Here is a 23838-nt window from a genome sequence, read left to right on the forward strand (position 1 = left end):
CGCGGCGCGACCGCTCAGGCGTCCAGGCCCAGCAGCCGGCGCAGATTGTCGACGATCCGCTGCCGACGCATCTCGTCGCGCCGGTATGCTTCGTCGGCTGCGGCGACGTCGGCGCCGCAGTGCGGACAGGTGTGCTCATGCGGCTGGATGTATTGCTCGCAGCCGCGGCACAGCGCCAGCGTGGCCGGTGGCGTGCCGGTCTCCGGCGACGGCTTGCCGCGGTTTTTCCAGGCCAGCTCGATCACCTGGCCGCTGCGGCTGATCTGGCCGACCACCTTGCCGGTGGCGATTTCCTCGGTGACCAGGTCGAAGCGGCCGACGGCGAACGAGGCCGGGCCGGCGTCCTGCAGCTTGACGATGCGTTCGCGCAGGCCGCGCTTCTGCAATTCCAGCGCGCGGTAGTGACAGTAGGGATTGTTGCCGGGCTTGCCCAGCAGCGAATGCGAGGTCCAGGTGCAGCCGCCGCGGCAGACGTCGTTGTAGTAGCAGCCGCGGCAATAGCCCCACAGATCGTCGACCGAGCGCAGCCGGCCGAAGTGCATGCCCTCGCTGTAGTGCCAGATGTCCTCCAGCTTCATGTCGCGGACGTTGCCGCCGGAAAAACCGACGGTGGCCAGCGACGGACAGCCCTTGACGGTGCCGTCGGCCTCCAGCGCCATCACGGTCTGGCCGGCGGCGCAGCCGGTCCAGTGCACGCGCTCGTCGCCGAAGCCGCGCCACAGGCGCTCGTACGGGCCGTAGTAGCCGATATTGTTGCCGACCGTCATCAGCAGGCCGCGCTCCCTGCCTTCGCGGTAGAGCCGCGCCAGCAGCGGCATCAGTTCTAGCAGGCGATACGGTTGCAGCAAGAGCTGGTCGTTGTCGACGGCATTGCCCATCGCCACCGTCAGCTGGATCTGCCAGTGGCTGGCGCCCAGTTCTATGATGTGCTCCATCAGCTGCGGCAGATCGGCCATCGTCGCCGCGCCTATCTGGGTGTTGACGCTGACGGCGAGGCCGGCGGCGCGGGCGCGCCGCAGCGCGTCGCTGGCCTTGTCGAAGGAGCCCGGCACATTGCGCAGCATGTCGTGCAGCGGGGCCAGGCCGTCCAGCGACACGCCGACGCCGTTCAGGCCGGCGTCCACCGCCGCCTGCAGCTTGGCCGGCGTCAGGTTGCGGCCGCCGGTCTGGACGGCGCAGTAGATGCCGTGTCCGCGTATCGCCCGTATCAGCCGGGTCCAGTCCTTGCGCAGATAGGCTTCGCCGCCGATCAGCGTGATTTCCCGCGTGCCCAGGGCCGCCAGCGAATCTATCACCTGCAGGCATTCGTCGGTGGACAGCTCGTCGGGCCGCCGGTGCCCGGCGCGCGAGCCGCAGTGCAGGCATTTCAGGTCGCAGGCCAACGTGATTTCCCAGACGATGTGCACCGGGGTGTAGCGGCGGAAATCGTCGGCGTCGAGGTAGCGGGCGGGGCGGACGGCGGGGCTGTCTAGCATCGCTGGGGCTTTCGGATGGGGGTCCGGCGGCGCCGGACCCGTTGGCGGGAGGCGGGGCTCAGCCTTGCTGCTGTTCGAGCCGCTTGATCTCGGCCTGCAGCTGGCTCAGGCCGTCGCGGATCTTGCTTTCCTGCTCCAGCTGGGCCTCGGCCTGGCCGGCCAGGCTTTTCAGCGCGGCGAGATTGCCGCCGCCGCGCGCCTGCTGCAGCGCCGCCGCGTACAGCGGTATCGGGTGCTGGTGGTGGGGCGGCGGCAGCGCGGAGGCGGAACCGGAGGCGCTTTCGCGCTTGTCCTCGCTCACCGTCGCGTGCTGCACCTTGTGCCAGACGCCGTTGTCGTAGTAGCTGTAACTGGCGAAGCCCTGCGTCCAGTCGGCGTTCAGCAGGCCTTGCAGATGGAAGGTCTCGGCGATCTGGCTGATCGGCGAGCTCGGGCTGCCGGCCAGCGTCAGCGCGATGTGGTTTTCCGTCGACTTGTCCAGCTTGGGCTGGCTGTAGTCGCCCCAGACGTGGGCGCTGAATTGCAGCGCCGGATTCGTGGCCTGGAAGACGCGGGCGGTGCCGAACACCTTCTTGTCCGGCGTCTGCACCACCAGGTCCAGGTGGAGCACCGGGGCGCCGATGGCCGGCGTCGCGACGATGAGGCGGGTGTGGAACAAACCGACTGAGGATGCTGACATGTGCTGCTCCTTGCGATGGTTTGAGTGGCGGTCGCGGCTAGCGGCCTTCCAGTTTCTGGATTTCCGCCTTCAGCGCCGCCAGCTCGGTGCGCAGCTGCGGGTGGCTGTCCAGCTGTTGCTGCGCCAGCGCGGCCAGCGATTTCATCTGGGACAGGTCGCCGCTGGCGAGGGCCTGGTGGATGGGCACGCCGTACAGCGGCACCACGTGGCTGCCGGCCGGGATGGCCGGGCCGGGCCCTTGCTGCGGACGGTAGCGGGACTGCAGCTCGCGGTTCAGCTCGGCCGGCACGTTCTCAAGCGACACCCAGTGCTTCTGGTGTTCGTCGTAGTAGCTGTAGTTGGCGATGCCGCGCTGCCAGTCCCGCTCCAGCACCAGATGGAGCTTGAAGTTGACGGCGGAATTGGCGTGAGGGCCGCCGTGATTGCCCTGGGCGGTCAGCAGGATGCGGCCTTCGCTCGGCGGCATCACGGTCAGATAGGTGTACTGGCCCCAGACGTCGGCGTGCACGTCCAGCGGCGGATGGGTGGCCTGGGTGATGTGGGCGGTGCCGGTCGCCTTCTCGGCGGCGCTGTTGATCAGCAGGTTCAGCTGCAGTTTCTGCGCGCCGGACTGGCCGGTGGTGATGATGTAGCCGACCGGAAACAGCGCATCTTGGGTTTGGCCTGACATAGAGCCTCCTGGGAATGAGCGGAGATGAGGGGCCTAGCGCTGCCGGCGCTTGGCGATTTCCTGTTCCAGCTGCGCGATCTTGTGGCCGAGCTCGCTGTGGTATTGCCGGCTCTCGTCCAGCAGTTTCTGCATCTGGGACAGGTCGCCCTTGTCCAGGGCCTGCTGGATGGCGACGCCGTACGGGGGGATGATATGGGTGTGTTGCTGGTTCATGGCTGGTCCTTTCCGGGAGCGGACAGACTGCACGGGAACTGCACGGGCACTGCGCAGCGGATGCGCAGGTGCTTTCTGGTGTAGCAGTTGGCCCGGCTTTCGCCCTGGACTTAAGGACAGGTTTTGACGCGAAGAAGGGGAAGGGGCGCCGTGCCGGAGGGGCTGGGCTGCGGCGGGCGGGGGCTTACCAGTCTTCGAATTCCTGCGGCGTGCCGTCGGACAGCAGCGTGTCCTGCATCCATTTCGTCATCTGGAATTGCAGATTGCCGGTGCCGACCATCACGGCCATCAGTCCCTCGTGCAGCGGGGACTTTTTGTCCACTTCTTTCAGCATGATGCCGAGCGCGTCGCTCTGTTGCTGCAGCGTGGCGAAGGCGACGGTGCCGTCCGGGTGCTGGAAGTCGCGCAGCTGCCGCGCGATGGCGTCGATATAGGCGTCGCGGTCCTGTTGCGAATCCGTGAGCGGAGGGGGCAGGCGGCGCAGCGCCGCGAGCAGGGCCCGCGCCTGCTCGTCGGCGTCGGACTTGGCGGCGGGCAGGTCGGCCGCCGCCGCCGCCAAGCGTTGCGACAGCGGGGTGACGGCGTCGGCGGTCATGCCGGCGCCCCGCGGGGCGGTCGGAGAGAAGGGGGAGATCATGCTTGTTCCTCGATCGGGGGGGCGTCGGTCGCGGATGCCGGAGGCCTCAGCCGCCGTTCCAGCGTCCGCATCAAGGTTTCCAGCGCGGTCGACGACAGGCCGCGACATTCCTGCGGCAACGAGTCCAGGCAGCGCAAGGTCTGTTGCGCGGCCGGCTCCACATACAGTTCGGGCGCGAATTCCGCCGCCTGGTCGGCGCAGCGGATCAGCAGCCTGTCGTCGGCGTGGTAATCGAGCTGCAGGCGGCCGTTCCAGCTGTCGGCCAGCAGCGCCATCAGCCGCTGTTGTTGCGGCCTGGCGTTCTCCGGCAGCATCAGGCGCAGCGTGTCGTCGGTCGGCTCTTGCTCGCGCAGCCATTCGTCCAGCGCCAGCAGCAAGGCGTCAGGATGGTCGGCGGCGGCGCGCAGCATCGCCCGCGCCTCGTCGGCCAGGCGCTCGCGCCATCTGGCGGCCTGCGCCTGACTGTCGGCGAGGTAGGCGGCCACCTGGTCGAGCGCCGTCAGCATGCCGTCCTGATAGCCGTCCCGCCAGGCCTGGCCGCGGACGGCTCCTGCCTGGGCGTCGGCCTCGTCGGTGATCTGACGCGCGCGCCGCCGCGCCGCCCGTTCCAGCTCGGCGGCCCGGCGCGCCGGTTGCAGGCTGGCGCGGCGTATCAGCACGCCTTCAAAGGCCGCCGACGGGGGGAGTGTGGGGATGTCTCTGGGCATATTGTATCGCCAGTGTCAGCAATAGTGGGTCGGGGGCGGCGGCCGCGGCGGTTTCGACGTCCAGTTCGGGCGGGAACAGCAGCGGCAGTCGCTGGCGCAGCGCCGGCGGCATGTCGCCGCTCCAGGCCAGCAGCTGGCCGTAGCCGGCGCGCAGCAGGCACAGATGGGTCAGCGGCGCGCCGGACGCCGCGGCGTCGGCGGGCAGCGGCAGCGCGGCGAACGGGCGGGCCCACTCGGGCAGCCGCAGCAGTCCGCCTTGCCAGCCCAGCGCCGCCCGCCTGGCGTGGCAGCCCATCAGGTAGGCGATCTGCGGCAGCCGCCGCCAGTGCCTGAGCCACGGGCCGGCGTCGCGCGAGGCGCTGGTCGGCCAGTCGGTGTCCAGCCGGTAGCCGGCGATCAGCAGATCGTTGACCGCGGCGCGCTGGCCCCGGCCGAGCAGCGCCGGCGGCAGCCGCAACCGCCGCGGATGCAGATAGCCGAGCGGGTCGAACAGGATGGCGCGCAAGTCCGGTGGCACGGCGTGGCCGCGTTCAGCCATGGCCTGACTCCGGGGCCGGCGGCTTGCCGCCGCGTTGCCGCCACAGCCAGAAGCCGGCGGCGGCCAGCGCGGCGGCGGCCAGCAGCGCCAGCAGCCACAGCGCGCCGCCCGGCTTGGAGGCGGCGGCCGGCGTCGGCGCCTGCTGCTGGGCCTCGTCGCGGCGCGACAGCACCACCGAGATATTGTCGTATTCGACTTCGGCGAAGCTGTTCTTCAGGAAGCGCTTGATATTGTTGATCATCGCGCCGGCGTCGACGTCGCGGTCGTACACCGCCAGCGCCGAGACATGCATAGGCGCCGCCGGCCGGCCGCCTTCGCCGCCGTCGAGGTCGTAGCTGACGTGGACGCGCGCCGACAGGATGCCGTCCATGGTCTGCAGCGACTGCTCCAACCGCTGTTCTATCGCCGAGTACAGCCTGGCCTTTTCGGCGCGCGGCGACGATACCAGCGAGTCGGCCGGGAACATCTGCGCGACCTCCACCCGCGGGCGGGACGGCAGATTGTAGGTCTTCAGCCAGTCGACGGCGGCGGCGAAATCGGGCTGGGCCACGGCGATGCTGAAGCCGGTCTTGCCGCGGTCGGTCTTGGCGGCCTCGATATTGTGCCGCTGCAGCACGGCGATCACTTCATTGGCCTGCTGCTGGTCCAGGCCCTTCAGCAGGTCCTGCTGCTGGCAGCCGGCCAGCAGCAGCGCCAGCAGCGCGGCTTTCAGGCTGGCGCGAATCATGAGCGCAGCAGGCTTTCCACCGCGCCCACGGTCTTGCGGGTCAGCGTGCTGATCATCGAAACCTCCAGATTGTAGTTGGCGGTGCGTTGCTGCAACTGGAACAGCTCGGCCGGGTTGGTGACCAACTCCGGTCGTTCCAGCCGCTGCAGGATGTCGTTCTTTTCGACGTCGGCGGCGACGGCGGTGCGCGAGAAGGTCTGGATCAGCCGGTCTTCCAGCGACACGGTCTGCTGCTCGCCGCGGTCGATGTCGCCGGTTCTGGCCAGCGCTTGCAATGAAGCGGGATCGATGACGCTCATGGCGGGTCTCCGGTGAGGCCGCCGGCGCTCGGGCCGGCGGAAGGGTTTAACGGAAGTTCTGGATGATGGCGGCGTCGATGTCCTTGAACGCCTTCACCGTGTTCGATTGCGCGTTGCGGTACAGGTTGTACTCGGACAGTTTGCTCTGGTACTGCGCCAGCAGCTGGGGGTCGGACGGCTTGTCCTTCAGCGCGGCCAGCGCGTCCTCCACTTGCTTGTGCATGTCTTTGACGCCTTCATCGAACTTGGCGGACTGTTCATCCAGATATCCGCTCCAGGGGAAGTCGATTTTTGCCATGATGGTAGGTCCTTTGGTCAGATTGGCTTGGGAAAGTACCAGTGGCCGTTGTTCAGCTTCACATAGCCCTGGTTGCCGTATTTGAAGGACTTGCCCTTGAGCCAGTCGTCCTTCAGTTCGATGGCGAACTGCACGTAGCGGCCGCCCCATTGGCGGTAGTAGCCGTCGACGAAGCGACGGGCCCGTTCCAGTTCGCCGTCGTCCAGCGCGCCTTCGATGACGAAGGTGACGCTGTCGCGGTGCTCGCTGCGGGAGAAGGGCAGCGCCTGCCGGCCGAGGCCGGCCTCGGCGGCCTGGGCCGCGGCGGCGTCGTCGATGTCGACGATGTCCACCTGGGCGGCGTAGGGCAGCTGGCCCATCAACTGCAGCGACAGCAGCTGGCGCGCCTGGGCGTCCAGCGGCGCGCGCTGCCGGCTGATCCACAACTGCGGCTGGCGCGGATCGTCCAGCTGCAGGCGGTAGTAGGCGAGGCCGGGCCGGGTGTCGGCCAGCCAGCGCGCGATGCGTTCGTTTTCCTGGCCGGGATCCAGCGCCTGGGCCTTGTCGCGGTATTCGCTGCGCAGCAGCGCCTGGGCGGCCCAGGCGCGGGCGCGCATGTCGGCGGAGGCGACGTAGAAGCGCCCGTCGCGGCCGTCCAGCACGCGGAAGCGCTGCGGATCGCCGCCCAGCAGCGTCGACAACTCGGCGGCCTGTCGCTGCGGGCTGTTCCACAGCCACCAGGCGCCGCCCGCCGCCGCCAGCAGCAGCGCCAGCGCCGGCAGCCACAACCAGCCGCGGCGCGCTTGCCGCGCGGCGCCGGCCTCCGGCGGCGGCGGGTCGCCCAGCGCGTCCGGCAGCCAGGCCTGGTGTCGCGGGCGCAGCGCCAGCTGCAGCGCGCCGACGCTCAGCGCCTGGTTGAAGTCGGCGACGCGCGCTTGAGCGTCCTCCGGCCCCAGTTCGCGTATCGAGGCCCGATCGCCATCGACGATCACTTCGAAGTTGACGCCGCCGTGTTCCAGCGGCACGTACAGGGTGTCGGCCGGGAGCTCCGGCGGCGCGCCGCCGCCGTCCAGCGTCCGTTCCGGACCGACCAGGAACAGCGTGCGGCCCTGCGGCAACAGGAATTCGCAGCCGCGCAGCGGGCTGTTTAGCAGGCGGGCCACGACGGCGTCGTGCCCCGGGGTGTGGATGTCTTCTACGGCCATGATGTCTGTACTGATGGAGATGGCGATCGTGCGCCGTTATGGCCACTGTAGCGGCGGCGGCCCGGCAGTTCCTGATGGAAAATCGGCCAATCCTGATGAAGACGCCCGCGGCGGAAAAAAAGATGGCGGCCTGACGCCGTCGCCGGCGGGGCCGCCATGTCAAGGGTGAAGCGAATCAGCGCGCGGTGCGCAGCAACTGGTAGCGTTGCCACACCTGGCGGGCGTAGCGCATGCGCAACTGGCGGCGGCCCGGCGCCGGGCCGGCGTTGTAGGCGCCGACGGCCTCCCAGGAGTAGCCGTAGCGTTTCATCATGTCGGCCAGGATGGAGGCGCCGACCATGACCGACAGGCAGGCGTCGCCGAGCAGGCGCTTCTCGTCTATGCCGAGGGCGCGCAGCCGCGGCAGGTGGACGCTGTTGATCTGCATCAGGCCCAGGTCGCGGCTGCCGTCGCGGTTGCGGCCGACCGCGTCCGGCCTGAGGCCGGACTCCTGCTGGGCGATGGCGTAGAGCAGGTCGGGCTCGATATTGAAGGCGGCGCCTGCGCGGTCCCAGCAGTCGGCGCGGGCGGACAGCGAGCCGAGCAGCAGCGCGGCGCCCAGCGCGATCCCTTTCATGCCGCCTCCGGCAGCTGCGGCTGGTGCAGCTCGGCCAGGCGCGGATCCTGCTGCGAGGCGCGCAGCCACAGATAGCCCTCGGCCTGCAATTGCCGCCACAGGCGCTGAGCGGCCTCCAGGCCGTGCAGTTCCAGGATCAGCGGCAGCAGGCCGGAGCGCACCTGGCGGCAGTCGACGCGCGCCAGGAAGTCCTGGATCTCCTCGCCGGCGGCCTTGCCCTGTCGGCACAGGCGGATGTAACAGCCGTTGACCGCCAGGAGGCCGCATTCCTCGCCGGCGGCGCGCGCGGCGGCGGCCAGCTCCTCGGCCTGGACGTGCTGGCCCTGCAGGGCCAGCAACAGCGCCAGCATGTTCTGCAATACCGGATGCTCCTGGCCGTACTGGCACAGCTGGCGCTTGCCCAGCGCCACGGCCTCGTCCAGGCGGTGGTCGCAATAGGTGAGCCACAGCTTCAGCAGACTGGCGGCGATGCGCGACGGATCGCGCTCCAGGCAGGCGTCCAGCGCCTGCTGCGCCAGGTCCAGGCGGCCGGACAGGAACAGGTGCCAGGCATGGTAGTAGCGGACGTCCAGCGATTCCGGCGCCAGCAGCCGCGCCTGTTCGAACAGCGCCTCGGCGACGGTCTGTTCGCCGCGCAGGCTGCTGAGCAGCGCCAGCAGGCCCAGGGCCTGCGGATTGGCGGCGTCCAGCGCCACCGCCTTGTCCACCGCCTGCTGCGCCTCCGTCAGCGCCAGCCGCTGGTCGAACAGGCCCAGCTGAGCCAGCGCCAGATAGCATTCGGCCAGACTGCAATACGGCAGCGCGCTGCCCGGGGCGTTGCTGGCGCACTGCAGCAGCAGCACCAGCGCCCGGCGCAGGCTGGACGGCGTGTGCCGCTGCATCTCGTGGCGGGCGTTCAGGTAGGTGATGGCCATGTCCAGCGATTCCAGCTGCTGCGAACTGCCCTGGCTCCAGCGCAGACCCGGGATGCGCTGCGGCAATACGCTGGCGAGCCGGCTCTGCAACGCGGCGATGTGCTGGCCGGGGCCGAGCTCTATGCTTTCGTGATGCAGCAATTGGTGGCCGTCGGCGCGCACCAGCTCGACCCGCAGCTGCCAGCCGTCGCCGTTCCGCTGAGCCTGGCCGGCCAGGTAGTAGTCCGGCCGCAGGTGGTCGATCATCGCCATGATGTCGGCGATGTCGCCGCCGGTGCGGGTGATGGTGGCCGGCAGCACGATCAGGCCGAACGGCGAATAGCGCGACAGGCACTGGACCAGCGCGCCGTGCAGCTCCAGCGCGTCCAGCTCGCCGTCGGTGCGGAACGGCAGCACCGCCATCGTGCATTTCTGCGCGGCCGGCGTCGGGCGCGACACCACGGCCACCGGTCGGCAGAAGCGGTAGCCCTTGCCGTAGACGGTGTCGATGTAGCGGTTGCGCTTGTCTTCCAGCAGGATGCGGCGCAGCGCGTAGATGCAACGGGTCAGCGACTCCTCGTTGACGTCGCCGTCGGGCCAGGCCCGGTCCAGCAGCGCATCCTTGCTGACCAGCTCGCCGGCGGCTTCCAGCAGCGTGGTGAGCACGGCCAGTTCCTTCGGAGGCACGCTGATCTGTTGCGCGCGGTGGGTCAGCACGCCGTCGAACTGCAGCACGAAATCGCCGAATACGAATTGTCGATTGATGAAGCCATCGTTGTTTAACGCCATCTTCCTGTTCCTCTTGCGCGCAGCGCGCAACAACCGTACGGACGGGCCGCCGGAGTCGAGTCGGCCCTGGTCGCGCCGGCCGCCCATCCCCCGTGGCGGCGCGTCCTGTCGGCGTGCTTTCTTCTGATAGATATGTGGATGATCTGTCTTGGTTGTTGTCGTTATCGGCACATCATAAAAACGGATAGCGCATGGTACTTATGCTGCCGCGCTGGCGGCTTGCAAAAATCGTTCAGCACCATGGCGAGGACGAACGATCGGCATCTGTTTCTTTGTATTTGAACAGCTTGCTGATAATTCGATCACGAAATATCCAGATTAGAGTTGGAATACTACGCGAGGGACTGCTTGCTACAAATGGGAAAACTCTTAAAAGCGACAAGAACCCGTTGGCGTTTTATGCAAGTCCCGATGCGGGGCTTGCGCTAACTTGGCGCTCATTCGCCAGTCCGTCCGGGCCGGCGCCAACCGTCGTTCCGGCTGTGCCGGGCAGGAGTATCAGCATGGTGAATGGAGTGTCGGGCGCGAGCGACTTGCGCCTGTCGGGGCTGGCTGCCGAGCGGCCGGCGGCGGAACGCACGGCCTTGGGCGCCGGCCTGAGGTCGGCCGACATGGTCTCGGGGCGGGCACCGACGCGCGAAGCGGCGGCGCCCGGCGCCGCGGACGGATTCCGGGCTTGCCTGTCGCAGTTGTGCGGGGAACTGGATACCGCTGTCGGCATGTTGCGGCAGATGGGTGGCGACGGCCGGCTGGCGGCGGCCGAGCGCGGCAAGGCGGACGGGCTGGCCGACAAGCTGGGCGCCTTGCGCGACCAGGTGGGCGCGGCGGTCAATCCCTTGTCGCTGGCGTCCAATATCGCCGCCGCGCGCGGGGAATGAGCGAGGGGAGGCAGTCATGCTGGATGCGATAAGCAGGGGCGCCGTCGCGGCGCCGGGTGGCGCGGCGGTGATGGCGAGCGGTGCCGCCGCCGAGGCGCCGGGGCTGGCGGGCGCGCTGCGCTCGGCCCAGTGCCGGCCGGCGGAGGCGGCGCGCGCGCCGGACGAACTGAAGCTGAGCGCGGCCGATTCGAGCCTGCAGCGGCGCGACGTGGGCCGGGTGCTGGCGGCGCTGGAAGGGCGGGTCGGCAGCCTGGAGGCGCCGGCGCGGCCGCGCTGGGTCGAGGCCCTGCGCATCGGGCCGTTTCGCCGGCAGGAGACGCCGCCGGCCTTGGCCCTGCTGCGGGATCTGCAGCGGCAGTTGGCGGCGGGCTCCGGCCCGACGCTGGACATGCGGGAAAGCGCGCGCTTCTCGCTGCAGCTGGAAAAACTGGCCGGTCTGCTGCCGTCTGGCGGTCCGAGGGCCGAGCTGGGCCGCGGGCTGGCCGAATTGAGCGAGCGGCTGGCGCTGCATGGCCATGCCGCCTGGGCGCGCTTGGCTCGAGCCGAGGCCGAGACGCAGCTGCTGCCGCAGTTCGCCCGTTTCGATCGTCCCGGCGCCAGTTCCGAGCGCCATGTCGGCATCGATGCCGGCATAGGCCTGGGCCTGGGCGAGGGCGGCACGGGCGCCAAGGCGGTTTTCAAGGTCGGCGTGGGCTGGGGGCGCAGCGTCGACAACGATGACGAGGGCTTTGTCTTCCGCAACCGCAGCAAGGCCGCGTCGGCGTCGGCGTCCATCGCCGGCGGCGTCGGCGTCGCCAAGCTGTCGGGCGGCGTGGACGGGCGGGTGCAGCATACGCGTTACGAGGAGTATGACAGCGCCACCGCCTTCGTGAAGCTGAACGCCGACACGCTCGGCCACGCGTCGCGGCGCGACACGCTGGGCCAGGGCGCCCGCGCCGCCGTCGGCGCGCTGATCCGGCTGTTCCGCCCGGGGCACGGCAACGAACTGAAGCATTACCACCGGCTGCAGCAGCAGGCGGCCGACCAGCAGCAGCGTCTGGGCGTGCTGCTGGGTTGGCTGGGTCAGCGCGACGCCTCGGCGCCGCTGCCGGGTTCGCGGCCGGCCGTGGTGCCGTCCGGCGACATCGTCAGCGTCAAGGGCGGCGCCGGCGCGAGCGCCTCCGCGGCCGGACTGAGCGCCGGGGTGGGCGTCTCGGTGGAGCGCATCGACATCCACGCCAAGGCCTGGACGCCGTACTGGCGCGCGCTGGCCTCGCCGCGGCAGGCGGCGCGCGACCCCGAAATCGCCGCGCAGCGGCTGGCGGGCATCGAGGCGCGGGCCCAGGGGCTGTTCGACGGTCCGCGCGAGCGAGCCGGCGCGCGGCCGCTGAGCCGCTTGACCGGCGCCGCGTCGGCGCAGGCCTTGCGCGATAGCGGGCCGGACGCCTTGCTGAAGGCGGCGCGGGGCCTGGCCGCCGAGTTCGACCATTTCTGCGCGGTGGCGCAGCAGCTGGACGCCGGCGTCGGCCGGCGTCACGGCGGGGCGCGGGTCGAGCGGTCCATCGCCGACAGTTGGCGCGGACGCAGCCGCGAGGATGTGCTGGCGAACATGGCGCTGGCGCACGCGGCGCTGATGCTGGCCGCCGCCGAACGGCCCGAGGCCGCGCCGGCGGCGCAGGCATTGGCCGACATCGCGCCGCGGCTCTACGCGCCGCCGATCCGCCACGACGCCGAGGCGCTGGCCCGCCGGACGGCCTTCCTCGATACGCTGGAGCTCAGGATAGTCGAGCGCAGCCACACGCTGAACCTGGGCGGCGGCATCGGTCCGCTGGGGCTGAAGGCCGAGGCGACGCTGATCGAGCGCCAGCGCGTGCATCTGAATCCGGTGCGCGCCGGCGATTACAAGGACCTGCGTCTGACGCTGTCCGGCAGCCTGGCCGATGCCGGCGCGCTGGACAAGCTGAAGGGCGCGCTGATGGCGCAGCTGGCGCCGCACGGCCTGGCCGAGGCCTTGCCGGCGGCGCTGGCCGACGCGCAGTCGGCCTTGTCCGGCCAGCTGGGCGGCGGCGTCACGCTGCTGCTGCGTTTCTACAAGCCGCAATACCAGGGCGAGGCCGACTTCCCGTCGTCGGCGGCCGGTTTCCGCTTGCAGCTGTCGCGGGTGCTGGCCAGCGGCGAGGCCGCGCTCGCGCTGTCCGGCGGCGTGCCGCTGCAGCCGGGCGTCTCGCTGGAGCTGGGGCTGAACGCCGGCGCGTCTGCCGGCATCGTGCTCCGCGAGCGTTGGGGCGACAACAGCCTGAGCGCGCCGATGATGCACTATCTGCATCTGCAGGCCGTCGGCGAGGCGGCGCGCTGGCCGGACCTGAGGCTGGATCAGCGGCCGGCGCTGCAGGGGCTGTTCCGCCGGCTGGCCGAGCCGGGTTCGGCGGTCCGCGCCGAAGCCGAGTATTTCCTGCGCCGTCAGCCGCAGGACGGTTTCGGCGAGCGCTTCGACGCGGCGATGCGCGGCCACGGCGACGGCGAGGCCGGTTTCCGGCGCGCCGAGGCCGCGCTCGAGGAGCTGATGCAGCGACAATACCCGCTGTGGCAGGCCGACAAGCTGGCGTTCCCGGGCTGGTCGGAGTCGCCGGTCGCCGCCTAGGCGCCGTTGCCGAGGTTTGCCGGAGATGATTGAACTCAGATCAGGCAAACCTCGGTTCACCATCAGATTTGCATCAGGATTCCCTGGCGAGGCTGCGGGAAACTGTCCGTCATCGAAGCAAGAGCCCACTAAACGGGCGTGACAGATGACAGACAACGATGTGTTGAATCCGCTGGAAACATTGGGGGCCGCCGCCAAGCGCGGCGTGGCCGCCCAGGAGGCCTGGCTGTTGCAACCGCAGGAGGGGGCGGCGAGCCTGGCCCTGGCCTGGACATCGGGCGGCGCCACCGTGGAGCTGCCCGCCGGCCGGCGCGGCCTGCTGCTGCTGGACCGCCTGGAAGCGACGGTCGCGTCCGGCCGGCTGGCCTTCCGCCCGCTGCGGCTGGAGGCGCTGACCAAGCTGCTGGCTTTCGTGGACGAGGCCCGAGACGAGGCGCAGCGGCCGTGCGAGAAGCGCTGGGCGCTGCTGCCGCTGGCCGACGACGAAATCTGGGACGAGCGCAGGGCTTGCGAATACTGGTTTCTGCGCCAGGTGTTGCAGCCGGACGAGACCTTCGCCGACCTGCTGGCGCTGCTGCGCCACAACGAAAGCTATTGGCTGGTGCGCTTTCTGCTGGCCCAGTCAGCCGGCGGCGACAAGCTGCAGCAGCTGGGCGAGCGCTATGGCGTGTCCTACTCGCATTTTCGCCGCCTGTGCCGCAACGCGCTGGGCTCCGCCGCCAAGACGGAGTTGCGCGACTGGCGGATGGCGCGCTCGCTGCTGGACGTCGCCGAGGGGCGGGACAGCCTGACCCAGGTCGCCTTGAAGCACGGCTATGCGTCATCTTCACATTTTTCCAATGAAATCAAAGGTCTGATCGGTGTTTCTCCACGCGGTCTGTCCAATATCATCCAACTGGCCACCAAATGAAAAAACACCTGTTATGCGCATCGCTGCTGGGATGCGTTTTATTGTCGCCGCCGCTCATGGCGGCGCCCGCCGCCGCCGCGGAGCGGGCCGCCACCGATAGCGGCTATGTCGCAAACAAGGACAGCCTGCGCGGCTTTTTCGACGCGCTGTCGTCGCGGCTGAAGAAGCCGGTGATCGTCAGCAAGCTGGCCGCGCGCAAGCAGATCAGCGGCCAGTTCGACCTGTCCAATCCGCAGGCGATGCTGGACAAGATGGCCCAGCAGCTGGGCCTGATCTGGTATCACGACGGCCAGGCCATCTATGTCTACGACGCCGGCGAGACCCGCAGCGCGGTGTTGTCGCTGCGCAACGTCACCTTGCAGGCCTTCAACGACTTCCTCAGGAAGTCCGGCCTGTACGACAAGCGCTATCCGCTGCGCGGCGACGCCCGCAGCGGCACCTTCTACGTCTCCGGCCCGCCGGTCTTCGTCGACCTGGTCAGCAACGCCGCCGCGATGATGGACAAGCAGAGCGACGGCCTGGACCTGGGACGGCAGAAGATAGGCGTGATCCGGCTTGGCAATACCTTCGTCAGCGACCGCAGTTACGAATTGCGCGACCAGAAGATCGTCATTCCCGGGATGGCGACGGTGATAGAACAGTTGCTGCAGGGCGAGCAGAAGCCGCTGCAGACCGTCGCCGGCGCACCGCCGGAGAAGCGCGGCGACATTCCGGCGATGCCGGATTTCACGCCTGGCGAGGCCAAGGCGGCGCCGTACCAGGCGCGGCTCAGCCTGCCGGAGGCCTTGAAAAAGGACGCGGCCGCCGGCGACATCCGGGTGATCGCCTATCCGGACACCAACAGCCTGCTGGTCAAGGGCAGCGCGGAACAGGTGCGCTTCATCGAGAGCCTGGCGCAGGCGCTGGACGTGGCCAAGCGCCATGTCGAGCTGTCGCTGTGGATCATAGACATGCAGAAGGAAGACCTGGACCAGCTCGGCGTCAACTGGAGCGGCAGCGTCACCGTCGGCAACAAGCTGGGCGTGGCGCTGAACCAGGCCGGCTCGCTGAGCACGCTGGACGGCACCCGCTTCCTCGCCTCGGTGATGGCGCTGTCGCGCAAGGACAAGGCCAATGTGGTGTCGCGGCCGGTGGTGCTGACCCAGGAGAACGTGCCGGCCATCTTCGACAACAATCGCACCTTCTACGCCAAGCTGGTCGGCGAGCGCAGCGTCGATCTGCAGCACGTCACCTACGGCACGCTGGTCAGCGTGCTGCCGCGCTTCGCCGCCGACGGCCAGATCGAGATGTCGCTGAACATCGAGGACGGCCGCGAGACCCGCGCGCCGGACTACACCCAGGACAACAAGGATGCGGGGCTGCCCGAAGTGGGTCGCACCCGCATCAGCACGGTGGCGCGCGTGCCGCAGGGCAAGAGCCTGCTGATAGGCGGCTACACCCGCGACGCCAGCGACAGCGGCCAGGCCAAGGTGCCGCTGCTGGGCGATCTGCCGCTGGTCGGCGGGCTGTTCCGCTACCGCCGCGACAGCCAGACCAATACGGTGCGGATCTTCCTGATCCAGCCGCGCGAAATAGACGAGCCGCTGACGCCGGACGCCAGCGATCTGTCGGCCGACCTGGCGCGCCGCGGCGGCATCGAGACCGATCCGCTGCAGCAATGGGTGCGCGACTACCTGGACCGCGAGCAGCGGTCCGGCGGGTAGGCGGCGATGGACATCACGCCGCGCGCGGTATTCAGCATAGGCCTGCGCTCGCCGAAGCAGATGGCCAGGGCCGAGGCGCAGAAGGACGCGCAACGCCAGAGCGAGGCCAGGCAGGCCGAGGCGCAGCAGACCGAAGACGCCAGCCCGGCGGCCGAGGTGCAGCGCTTCGCCCAGGCGACCGACGAGATGGCGGCGGTGCTGACCCAGTTCCGCAACCGGCGCGACTACGACAAGAAGCTGGGCCATCTGGCCGACAGCTTCGAGCGGGTGCTGGACGACGAGACGCTGCCGAAGGCGCAGCGCGTCATCCAGGTGGCCAAGACGCACGGGGTGTCGGCGGAGGAGTTGCTGCGCCAGGCGCGCGCGCTGTTCCCCGACGCCAGCGACCTGGCGCTGGTGCTGCGCGAGCTGCTGCGCCGCCGCCAGCTGGACGAGGTGGTGCGCAAGCGGCTGCAGGCCTTGCTGAAGCAGGTGGAGGACGAGGCCGAGCCGCGGCAGCTGAAGGCCGGCATCAATTGCGCCCTGAAGGCGCGGCTGTTCGGCAAGGCGCTGGACCTCAGCCCCGGCCTGCTGCGGGCCAGCTACCGCCAGTTCCTCGAGAGCGACGCCGCCGAGGCCGAGGTCTACGCCGACTGGGTGGCCAGCTACGGCCTGCGGCGCCGCGCCGCGGTGCTGGACTTCATCGAAGGCGCGCTGCTGGCCGACATCGACGCCCAGGACCCCAGCTGCTCGCGGTTGGAGTTCGGCCAGCTGCTGGGCAGGCTGACCCAGCTGAAGCTGCTGCGCTCGGCCGACAGCGAGTTCGTCGGCCGGCTGCTGGCCGATCCGCTGGCGAGACGATTCAACGCGGACGAGGGCGGCTGGCTGCTGTTGATGCTGGGCCTGCTGCAGCAGCCCGAGCAGGTCGACGCGCTGCTGGCCGACACGGTCGGCGCCGAGGCGCTGCTCAGCCGCCACGCCGAGCATTCCTCGCTGCTGCAGCTGCTTTACCAGGCCTGCAAGACGCTGCCGCCGCGGCTCTTCCTCGACGAGGCCTGGCAACCGGCCTTGCTGGAGGCGCTGCGCGACATGGCCGCCGTCGCCTACCGGCGCGAACAGGCCGAGCGGCGGCGCGAGAACTGATCGCGAGAGCCGCCAGCCAAGCCGCGCCCGGCGCGGTTTGGCTGGCCGTTTTCCCTGAACCCCGGCGCGGGCCGCGCCGGCTTTGACTGGACGAAACACAGGTGTTGAATTCCCTGCTCAACGGCGCGCGCTCGCGCCCGGAACTGCTGATCCTGCTGCTGATGGTGATGATCATCGCGATGCTGATCATCCCGCTGCCCACCTATCTGGTGGACTTCCTGATCGGCCTCAACATCGTGCTGGCGGTGCTGGTGTTCATGGGCTCGTTCTACATAGACCGCATCCTCAGCTTCTCGACCTTCCCGTCGGTGCTGTTGATCACCACGCTGTTCCGGCTGGCGCTGTCGATCAGCACCAGCCGGCTGATCCTGATCGAGGCCGACGCCGGCGAGATCATCGCCACCTTCGGCCAGTTCGTCATCGGCGACAGCCTGGCGGTCGGCTTCGTGGTGTTCTCCATCGTCACCGTGGTCCAGTTCATCGTGATCACCAAGGGCTCGGAGCGGGTGGCCGAGGTCGCGGCGCGCTTCTCGCTGGACGGCATGCCGGGCAAGCAGATGAGCATAGACGCCGATCTGAAGGCCGGCATCATCGACGCCGACGGCGCGCGCGAACGCCGCAGCGTGCTGGAGCGCGAAAGCCAGCTGTACGGCTCCTTCGACGGCGCGATGAAGTTCATCAAGGGCGACGCCATCGCCGGCATCATCATCATCTTCGTCAACTTCATCGGCGGCATCGCCGTCGGCATGACCCAGCACGGCATGGATCTGTCCACCGCGCTGTCGACCTACACCATGCTGACGATAGGCGACGGCCTGGTCGCGCAGATTCCGGCCCTGCTGATCGCCATCAGCGCCGGCTTCATCGTCACCCGCGTCAACGGCGACAGCGACAATATGGGCCGCAACATCATGAGCCAGTTGCTGGGCAACCCGTTCGTGCTGGTGGTGACGGCGGTGCTGGCGCTGGCGGTGGGCATGCTGCCCGGCTTCCCGCTGATCGTGTTCCTGATCCTGGCCGCGGCGCTGGGCGGCCTGTTCTATTACAAGCGACGCGCGGCCGCAGGCGGGAAGACCGCGGCGGGGGCGGCTGCGCCGGCGGCGAAGGGCGGCGGCCAGGCCGAGGCGGCGCACGCCGCCGACAGCTCGCTGGGCCTGATCGGCGATCTGGACAAGGTCGCGGCGGAGACGGTGCCGCTGATCCTGCTGGTGCCGAAAAGCCGCCGGGCGGCGCTGGAGAAGGCGCAACTGGCCGAGCGGCTGCGCAGCCAGTTCTTCATCGATTACGGCGTGCGGCTGCCGGACATGCTGCTGCGCGACGGCGACGGACTGGAGGACGACCGCGTGGCGCTGCTGATCAACGAGATCCGCGCCGACGCCTTCGCGATCCGCTTCGACCTCTTGCGGGTGGTCAACCATTCCGACGAGCTGGAGGCGCTGGACATCGAGCTGCAATGGAGCAGCCACGGCGGCAGCCGCTGCGCCTGGGCGCGGCCGGAGCAGGCCGAGAGGCTGACGACGCTGGGCTACCAGCTGCGCCCGGCGCTGGACGAGCTCTACCACTGCCTGGCGGCGCTGCTGGCCCGCCACGTCAATGAATACTTCGGCGTCCAGGAGACCAAGCACATGCTGGACCAGCTGGAGGGCAAATACCCGGACCTCTTGAAGGAGGTGTTGCGCCACGCCACCGTCCAGCGCATCGCCGAAGTGCTGCAGCGCCTGCTGGCCGAGCGCATCTCGGTGCGCAATATGAAGCTGGTGATGGAGGCGCTGGCGCTGTGGGCCCCGCGCGAGAAGGACGTGATCAGCCTGGTCGAGCACGTGCGCGGCGCGCTGGCGCGCTACATCTGCCACAAATTCGCCGGCGGCGGCGAGTTGCGGGCGGTGATGGTCTCGGCCGAGGTCGAGGACATGGTGCGCAAAGGCATACGCCAGACCTCGGCCGGCGCCTTCCTGAATCTGGAACCGGCGGCGTCCGACGAGCTGATGGACCTGTTCGCGCTGGGCCTGGACAACCTGGGCGTCGCGCACAAGGACATGGTGCTGCTGGCTTCGGTCGACGTGCGCCGCTTCATCAAGAAACTGGTCGAGACCCGCTTCCGCGAACTGGAAGTGGTGTCCTTCGGCGAAATCACCGACAGCGTGTCGGTCAACGTGATCAAAACCATCTGACGAGGACACAAGCTTATGTTCGCACTGGATATCGCCCAACTGGTCCGCTCGGCGCTGCAGGAAAGCGGCTGCGACCCCAGCCTGCTCGGCGAGCTGGACGGCCATTCCACCATCGCGCTGGACCTGCATGACCTGCCCAGCATCCACATCGCCGCCGACGGCGACGAAGTCTGGCTGTGGGCCCGGCTGACCGAGCACGGCGACGAGGCGCTGGCGCAACGCGCGCCCGAGCTGCTGGACGCCTTGCTGGAAGGCTGCGGCTACGCGCGCGGCGGCCAGCTGCAACTGGCGCGAGCCGACGGCGCGCTCGAACTGAAGGCGCTGTTGGATCCGGCCAGCCTGGTCGACGGCAAGCGCTTCTCCGAGGCCTTGAACGGCTTCTTCGACAGCCTGGAGCGCTTCTGCGGGACGGTGCTCAGATGAAGCCGCCGCGGCTGCTGCGCCGCCTGGCCAGCCCGCACAAGCTCAGCGGTCCCATCCTGGAGGCCTCGCTGCCCGGCGTCGCCATAGGCGAATTGTGCGAGATCCGCGCGAACTGGCGCGAGCGCGACGCGACGGCGCGGGCCCAGGTGGTCGGCCTGAACGGCGAGCGCGCGGTGCTGAGCCTGATAGGCAACGCCCGCGGCCTGTCGCGCGAGGCGGTGCTGCAACCCACCGGGCGGACGCTGTCGGCCTGGGTCGGCGCGGACACGCTGGGCGCGGTGCTCGATCCGACCGGCCGGGTCGTCGAGAGGCTGGCGCCGGCGGCCGGCGCCGGCGGCGAGGCGCGCGGCATAGACGCCGATCCGCCGCCTTACGCCAGCCGCGTCGGCGTGCGCGAGCCGCTGGCCACCGGCGTCCGGGCGATAGACGGCCTGCTGGCCTGCGGCGTCGGCCAGCGCGTCGGCATCTTCGCCTCCGCCGGCTGCGGCAAGACCATGCTGATGCACATGCTGATCGAGCGGGCCGACGCCGACGTCTTCGTCGTCGGCCTGATAGGCGAGCGCGGCCGCGAAGTCACCGAATTCGTCGAGGCGCTGCGCGGCTCGGACAAGCGAGACCGCTGCGTGCTGGTGTACGCCACCTCGGACTTCGCCTCGGTGGACCGCTGCAACGCCGCGCTGCTGGCCACGACGGTGGCCGAGTACTTCCGCGACCAGGGCAAGAAGGTGGTGTTGTTCGTCGACTCGATGACCCGCTACGCCCGCGCCCTGCGCGACGTGGCGCTGTCGGCCGGCGAGCCGCCGGCGCGGCGCGGCTACCCGGCCTCGGTGTTCGACAGCCTGCCGCGGCTGCTGGAGCGTCCCGGCGCCACCGGAGACGGCAGCATCACCGCCTTCTACACGGTGCTGCTGGAGAGCGACGACGAGCCGGATCCGATGGCCGACGAAATCCGCTCCATCCTGGACGGCCACATCTATCTGAGCCGCAAGCTGGCCGGGCAAGGTCATTACCCGGCGATAGACGTGCTCAGAAGCGCCAGCCGGGTGGCGGGCCAGGTGACCGGCGCCGGTCAGCAGCGCGCCGCGGCCGCCGCGCGCGGGCTGCTGGCGCGGCTGGAGGAACTGCAGGTCTTCATCGACCTGGGCGAGTACCGGCCGGGCGACAACGCCGACAACGACGACGCGATGCGGCGGCGCGAGCCGCTGCTGCGCTGGCTGCGCCAGCGCATGGACGAGGACGCGCCGCTGGCGGACACGCTGAGGGAGCTGGATGAGCTTGCTGGCTAGGCTGGGCGCCTTGCTGGGCCGCTGCCGGGCGGCGCAGCGCCGCAGCGAGCAGGCGCTGGCCAAGCTGGCGCGCGAGGACGAGGCCTTGCGGCGCGAGCAGGACGACATCGCCGGCCAGCGGCACGGTCTGCGCCAGCTGCTGCAGGCGCAGCGACCGCAGCGGACGGTGTTCGACCGCGGCGGCCTGTTCGCGCTGCAGCGCCGGCAGGCGGTGCTGCGCCGCCAGTTGCAGAACCTGGACCTGCAGGACGGAGAGTTGGCGGCGCAACGGCAGCGGCTGGAGCAGCTGCGCGCCGAGGAGGTCGAGCGGCGCAGCCTGTGGCTGCGCAAGGAAGACAAATACCAGCGTTGGGCGCGGCTGCAGCGCCGGCGCGAGAGCCTGTCGCGCTTGCGTCGCGAGGAGGCCGAGCAGGAGGAGACGAGGAAATGGACGTGGTGATCCCGACAATCGCTGTGGCGGCGGCGCCGGCGCAGCAAACCGAGACGGCCGGCGTGGCCGAGGCCTTCGAGCGCGAGGCCGGCCGGCTGGCGGAAAAAACGGAGCGCGACCCGCGCAAGCCCGGCGACGAGCCGGGCGCGGACCAGGCGATGCCGCCGGCGGCATGGCCGTGGCAGCCGCCGCCGCCGGCGGCGCTGCGTCTGAAGCACGGCGGCCTGCGGTCCGGCGAAACGCCGGCGCAGCAGCGCGGCGAGACGGGCAAGGCCGCCGGTCCGGCGCATCGGGACGATGCCCGGCGGGGGCAGGCCGGCGCAGCCGCGCAGCCGATGCCGGCGTCGCATTCGGCGCACGGCGCGGCGCGTCTGCCGCTTCGGCTGCAAGACGTGGCGGCCGAAGCCGCGGCGGAAACGATGTCGGCGTCGACGCCGGCGCGCGACAAGGCGAAGCCGGCGGGGCATGCGCCGGCGCCGGCCGCGGCCGAGCCGCGCGCGGAGACGCCGGCGGCGTGGCCGCAACAGCGGGAGGGCCTCGAGCCGTTGCTGCGAGAGCATCTGCGCGCGACGGCGCCGCAGGCGGGCGAAACGCCGGCGGCCCCGCCTCCGGCGCCGGCCCGTCCGCCGCGCAAGCCGGAAACGGAGGCGGCGCCGGCCGCCGCGCCGGTGCGGGCGGAGGCGGCCAGAATCGATGCGCCCCAGGTTCCGGCCGAAGCGCCGCGACAGCCGAAACCGCAGCCGCAGACCGCGCCGGCCGCGCCGCAAGCGGCACCGGCGCCGGAAGCCTCCGGCCTGACCTACCGCTTCCAGAGCTGGGGCGCCACCCACGCCGTCACCGTGCAGGCGACGCCGGGATCGGCGCAGCTGACGCTGCAGCCGTCGGACAGCCTGGTGCAGCAGCGGCTCGGCGAGCAATGGCAGAGCGGCAATCCGCAGCAATGGAATCTGGCCGGGGACGGCAGGGACGGCGGCGGGCAGGACAGGCGCCGGCAGCGTGACGAGGAGGAAGAGGGCTGATGCTGAAACTGAGACAGCTGGATGGGCGCGACCGCGCGCTGCGCCGCGTCGCGGCCGCCTGGGCGGCCCAGGGCTGGCACGCCGAGATGGCGTACCCGCCGCAGATCGGCCGCTGGCTGGAAGTGGAGGACGCCGACGGCCGCTGGCGCGGCTGGCTGGAGCCGCGGACTTGGCTGGAGCACATGGCGCCGGAGCTGGCGGTGCTGGCCAGCGCCGCCGGCGGCGACGAGCAGGCTGCCGGGCTGATCGCCGCCTGCGAGGCGCCGCTGGCGTGGCCGATGCCCGGGATGGGCGGCGGCCGGCTGACGGTTGGCGCCTTCAGCGACGCCGGCGAACTGCCGCGGCGGCCGCTGCTGCGGGCGCAGACCGCCCAGGGCCCGGTATGGCTGGAGCGGGCGCCCGAGCCGCTGCCGGACGCCGGCGCCGATGCGCTGGACGGCCTGCCGCTGCCGCTGAGCTTCATCGTCGGCGCCAGCGACATCAGCCTGGCGCTGCTGGCCACCGTGCGCGCCGGCGACGTGCTGCTGATCGCCGAAACCGGCGCCGACGTGCGCTGCAACGGCCGACTGGTCGGACATTATCGATGCATCGAGGAAGGAATCGTCATGGAATGGCGCAATGAAGAGGAAGCGGCGCAGGAACAGCGTCCGCTGGAGGGATTGGGCCGGCTGCCGGTGCGGCTGGAGTTCGTGCTGCAGCAAAGCAGCGTGACGCTGGACGAGTTGCGCCGGCTGTGCGAAGGCGGCTTGCTGCCGCTGATGCCCGACGCCGAGCGCCGCGTCGAGGTGCGCGCCAACGGCGCGCTGCTGGGAAGCGGCGAGCTGGTGCAGATGGACGGCAGGCTCGGGGTCGAGCTGGCGCAGTGGCGGGGCGGGCTGGATGATGTCGAATGATATTTCGCTGATCGCGCTGCTGGCGTTTTCGACGCTGCTGCCGTTCCTGATCGCCTCCGGCACCTGCTTCGTCAAGTTCTCCATCGTCTTCGTCATGGTACGCAACGCGCTGGGGCTGCAGCAGGTGCCGTCCAATATGACGCTCAACGGCATCGCGCTGATGCTGTCGATGTTCGTGATGATGCCGATCGCGCAGCAGGCCTACAGCTACTACCAGCAGGAACGGGTCAGCTTCAGCAGCGTCGAGGCCGTCAGCGGCTTCGTCGAAAACGGCCTGGACGGCTACCGCGGCTATCTGAAGAAATATTCCGACCCCGATCTGGTGGAATTTTTCGAGAAGGCGCAGACGCAGCGGACCGAGCGCGAGACCGGCGAGGCGGCGGCCGACGAGGAGCCGTCCATCTTCGCGCTGCTGCCGGCCTACGCGCTCAGCGAGATCAAGAGCGCGTTCAAGATCGGCTTTTATCTGTACCTGCCTTTCGTCGTCGTCGATCTGGTGATCTCCAGCGTGCTGCTGGCGCTGGGCATGATGATGATGAGTCCGGTGACGATATCGGTGCCGGTCAAGCTGGTGCTGTTCGTCGCGCTGGACGGCTGGACGTTGCTGTCCAAGGGCCTGGTCCTGCAATACCTGGACCTGGCGACCTAGCGCCGGGCT

The 23838-nt window shown here is 69.9% G+C and carries 25 protein-coding genes; 12 read left to right on the plus strand and 13 right to left on the minus strand.

Annotation, left to right across the window (positions count from 1 at the left end; genetic code table 11):
* Positions 1–14: 14 nt before the first annotated feature.
* The 13 genes from WNM05_RS11495 to WNM05_RS11555 form a co-directional block, all read right to left on the minus strand.
* Positions 15–1475 carry a GDL motif peptide-associated radical SAM/SPASM maturase gene (locus WNM05_RS11495; protein ID WP_434626684.1) on the minus strand — a complete coding sequence of 487 codons (1461 nt, stop codon included), beginning with the start codon at positions 1473–1475 and terminating at the stop codon, positions 15–17.
* A gap of 58 nt (positions 1476–1533) precedes the next feature.
* The gene (locus tag WNM05_RS11500; protein ID WP_434626687.1) at positions 1534–2154 is read right to left on the minus strand and encodes a DUF1842 domain-containing protein; all 621 of its coding nucleotides are present in this window, start codon (positions 2152–2154) and stop codon (positions 1534–1536) included.
* A 37-nt stretch (positions 2155–2191) separates the two neighbouring features.
* Entirely contained in the window at positions 2192–2824 is a 633-nt protein-coding gene (locus WNM05_RS11505; protein WP_434626689.1) for a DUF1842 domain-containing protein, read from the minus strand.
* Positions 2825–2857: 33 nt separating this feature from the next.
* Positions 2858–3037 carry a DUF1843 domain-containing protein gene (locus WNM05_RS11510; RefSeq protein WP_434626691.1) on the minus strand — a complete coding sequence of 60 codons (180 nt, stop codon included), beginning with the start codon at positions 3035–3037 and terminating at the stop codon, positions 2858–2860.
* Between the two features lie 184 nt (positions 3038–3221).
* Complete coding sequence (locus WNM05_RS11515; protein ID WP_434626693.1) at positions 3222–3674, minus strand: hypothetical protein; 453 nt, start codon at positions 3672–3674, stop codon at positions 3222–3224.
* Positions 3671–4381 carry a hypothetical protein gene (locus WNM05_RS11520; protein WP_434626695.1) on the minus strand — a complete coding sequence of 237 codons (711 nt, stop codon included), beginning with the start codon at positions 4379–4381 and terminating at the stop codon, positions 3671–3673. Before WNM05_RS11520 ends, WNM05_RS11515 begins: the two co-directional genes overlap by 4 nt.
* Positions 4338–4919, minus strand: coding sequence for a type III secretion apparatus protein OrgA/MxiK (locus WNM05_RS11525; RefSeq protein ID WP_434626697.1), 582 nt, complete (start codon positions 4917–4919; stop codon positions 4338–4340). The genes WNM05_RS11520 and WNM05_RS11525 overlap by 44 nt, the downstream gene beginning before the upstream one ends.
* The gene (locus WNM05_RS11530) at positions 4912–5646 is read right to left on the minus strand and encodes an EscJ/YscJ/HrcJ family type III secretion inner membrane ring protein (protein ID WP_434626699.1); all 735 of its coding nucleotides are present in this window, start codon (positions 5644–5646) and stop codon (positions 4912–4914) included. The genes WNM05_RS11525 and WNM05_RS11530 overlap by 8 nt, the downstream gene beginning before the upstream one ends.
* Complete coding sequence (gene sctI / locus WNM05_RS11535; protein ID WP_434626701.1) at positions 5643–5945, minus strand: type III secretion system inner rod subunit SctI; 303 nt, start codon at positions 5943–5945, stop codon at positions 5643–5645. The genes WNM05_RS11530 and sctI overlap by 4 nt, the downstream gene beginning before the upstream one ends.
* A 46-nt stretch (positions 5946–5991) precedes the next feature.
* Positions 5992–6243, minus strand: a complete 252-nt coding sequence (locus WNM05_RS11540) for a type III secretion system needle complex protein (RefSeq protein ID WP_434626704.1) — start codon at positions 6241–6243, stop codon at positions 5992–5994.
* Between the two features lie 17 nt (positions 6244–6260).
* Positions 6261–7427 carry a PrgH/EprH family type III secretion apparatus protein gene (locus WNM05_RS11545; protein ID WP_434626706.1) on the minus strand — a complete coding sequence of 389 codons (1167 nt, stop codon included), beginning with the start codon at positions 7425–7427 and terminating at the stop codon, positions 6261–6263.
* A 175-nt stretch (positions 7428–7602) separates the two neighbouring features.
* Positions 7603–8043, minus strand: coding sequence for a type III secretion system invasion protein IagB (gene iagB, locus WNM05_RS11550; protein ID WP_434626708.1), 441 nt, complete (start codon positions 8041–8043; stop codon positions 7603–7605).
* Positions 8040–9725 (minus strand): HilA/EilA family virulence transcriptional regulator, encoded by a 1686-nt coding sequence (locus WNM05_RS11555; protein ID WP_434626710.1) that lies wholly within the window; start codon positions 9723–9725, stop codon positions 8040–8042. Before WNM05_RS11555 ends, iagB begins: the two co-directional genes overlap by 4 nt.
* Before the next feature lie 503 nt (positions 9726–10228).
* Between WNM05_RS11555 and WNM05_RS11560 the strand changes: the two genes are divergently transcribed.
* The 12 genes from WNM05_RS11560 (at position 10229) to WNM05_RS11615 (ending at position 23829) form a co-directional block, all read left to right on the plus strand.
* The gene (locus WNM05_RS11560) at positions 10229–10603 is read left to right on the plus strand and encodes a hypothetical protein (RefSeq protein WP_434626713.1); all 375 of its coding nucleotides are present in this window, start codon (positions 10229–10231) and stop codon (positions 10601–10603) included.
* 16 nt (positions 10604–10619) lie between these two features.
* A complete protein-coding gene (locus WNM05_RS11565) occupies positions 10620–13223 on the plus strand; it encodes a hypothetical protein (RefSeq protein WP_434626716.1) in 2604 nt (867 codons plus the stop codon).
* 145 nt (positions 13224–13368) lie between these two features.
* Positions 13369–14133 (plus strand): AraC family transcriptional regulator InvF, encoded by a 765-nt coding sequence (gene invF / locus WNM05_RS11570; protein ID WP_434626717.1) that lies wholly within the window; start codon positions 13369–13371, stop codon positions 14131–14133.
* 41 nt (positions 14134–14174) lie between these two features.
* Positions 14175–15836, plus strand: coding sequence for a type III secretion system outer membrane ring subunit SctC (gene sctC, locus WNM05_RS11575; RefSeq protein WP_434626719.1), 1662 nt, complete (start codon positions 14175–14177; stop codon positions 15834–15836).
* A gap of 6 nt (positions 15837–15842) precedes the next feature.
* Positions 15843–16958: a YopN/LcrE/InvE/MxiC type III secretion system gatekeeper gene (locus WNM05_RS11580; RefSeq protein ID WP_434626722.1), complete on the plus strand. Its 1116-nt coding sequence runs from the start codon at positions 15843–15845 to the stop codon at positions 16956–16958.
* A gap of 101 nt (positions 16959–17059) precedes the next feature.
* The gene (locus tag WNM05_RS11585; RefSeq protein ID WP_434626724.1) at positions 17060–19129 is read left to right on the plus strand and encodes an EscV/YscV/HrcV family type III secretion system export apparatus protein; all 2070 of its coding nucleotides are present in this window, start codon (positions 17060–17062) and stop codon (positions 19127–19129) included.
* Positions 19130–19144: 15 nt separating this feature from the next.
* Positions 19145–19552: an SPI-1 type III secretion system chaperone SpaK gene (gene spaK, locus WNM05_RS11590; protein ID WP_434626726.1), complete on the plus strand. Its 408-nt coding sequence runs from the start codon at positions 19145–19147 to the stop codon at positions 19550–19552.
* Positions 19549–20838, plus strand: coding sequence for a type III secretion system ATPase SctN (sctN, locus tag WNM05_RS11595; RefSeq protein ID WP_434626728.1), 1290 nt, complete (start codon positions 19549–19551; stop codon positions 20836–20838). Before spaK ends, sctN begins: the two co-directional genes overlap by 4 nt.
* Positions 20822–21277, plus strand: coding sequence for a hypothetical protein (locus tag WNM05_RS11600; RefSeq protein WP_434626730.1), 456 nt, complete (start codon positions 20822–20824; stop codon positions 21275–21277). Before sctN ends, WNM05_RS11600 begins: the two co-directional genes overlap by 17 nt.
* Positions 21265–22287, plus strand: a complete 1023-nt coding sequence (locus WNM05_RS11605) for a SpaN/EivJ family type III secretion system needle length determinant (protein ID WP_434626732.1) — start codon at positions 21265–21267, stop codon at positions 22285–22287. Before WNM05_RS11600 ends, WNM05_RS11605 begins: the two co-directional genes overlap by 13 nt.
* A complete protein-coding gene (locus WNM05_RS11610) occupies positions 22287–23180 on the plus strand; it encodes a YscQ/HrcQ family type III secretion apparatus protein (protein ID WP_434626734.1) in 894 nt (297 codons plus the stop codon). The genes WNM05_RS11605 and WNM05_RS11610 overlap by 1 nt, the downstream gene beginning before the upstream one ends.
* Positions 23167–23829, plus strand: coding sequence for an EscR/YscR/HrcR family type III secretion system export apparatus protein (locus WNM05_RS11615; protein ID WP_434626736.1), 663 nt, complete (start codon positions 23167–23169; stop codon positions 23827–23829). Before WNM05_RS11610 ends, WNM05_RS11615 begins: the two co-directional genes overlap by 14 nt.
* Positions 23830–23838 lie beyond the last annotated feature (9 nt).

The organism is Chromobacterium sp. CV08 (assembly GCF_051129845.1).
Lineage (GTDB): Bacteria > Pseudomonadota > Gammaproteobacteria > Burkholderiales > Chromobacteriaceae > Chromobacterium.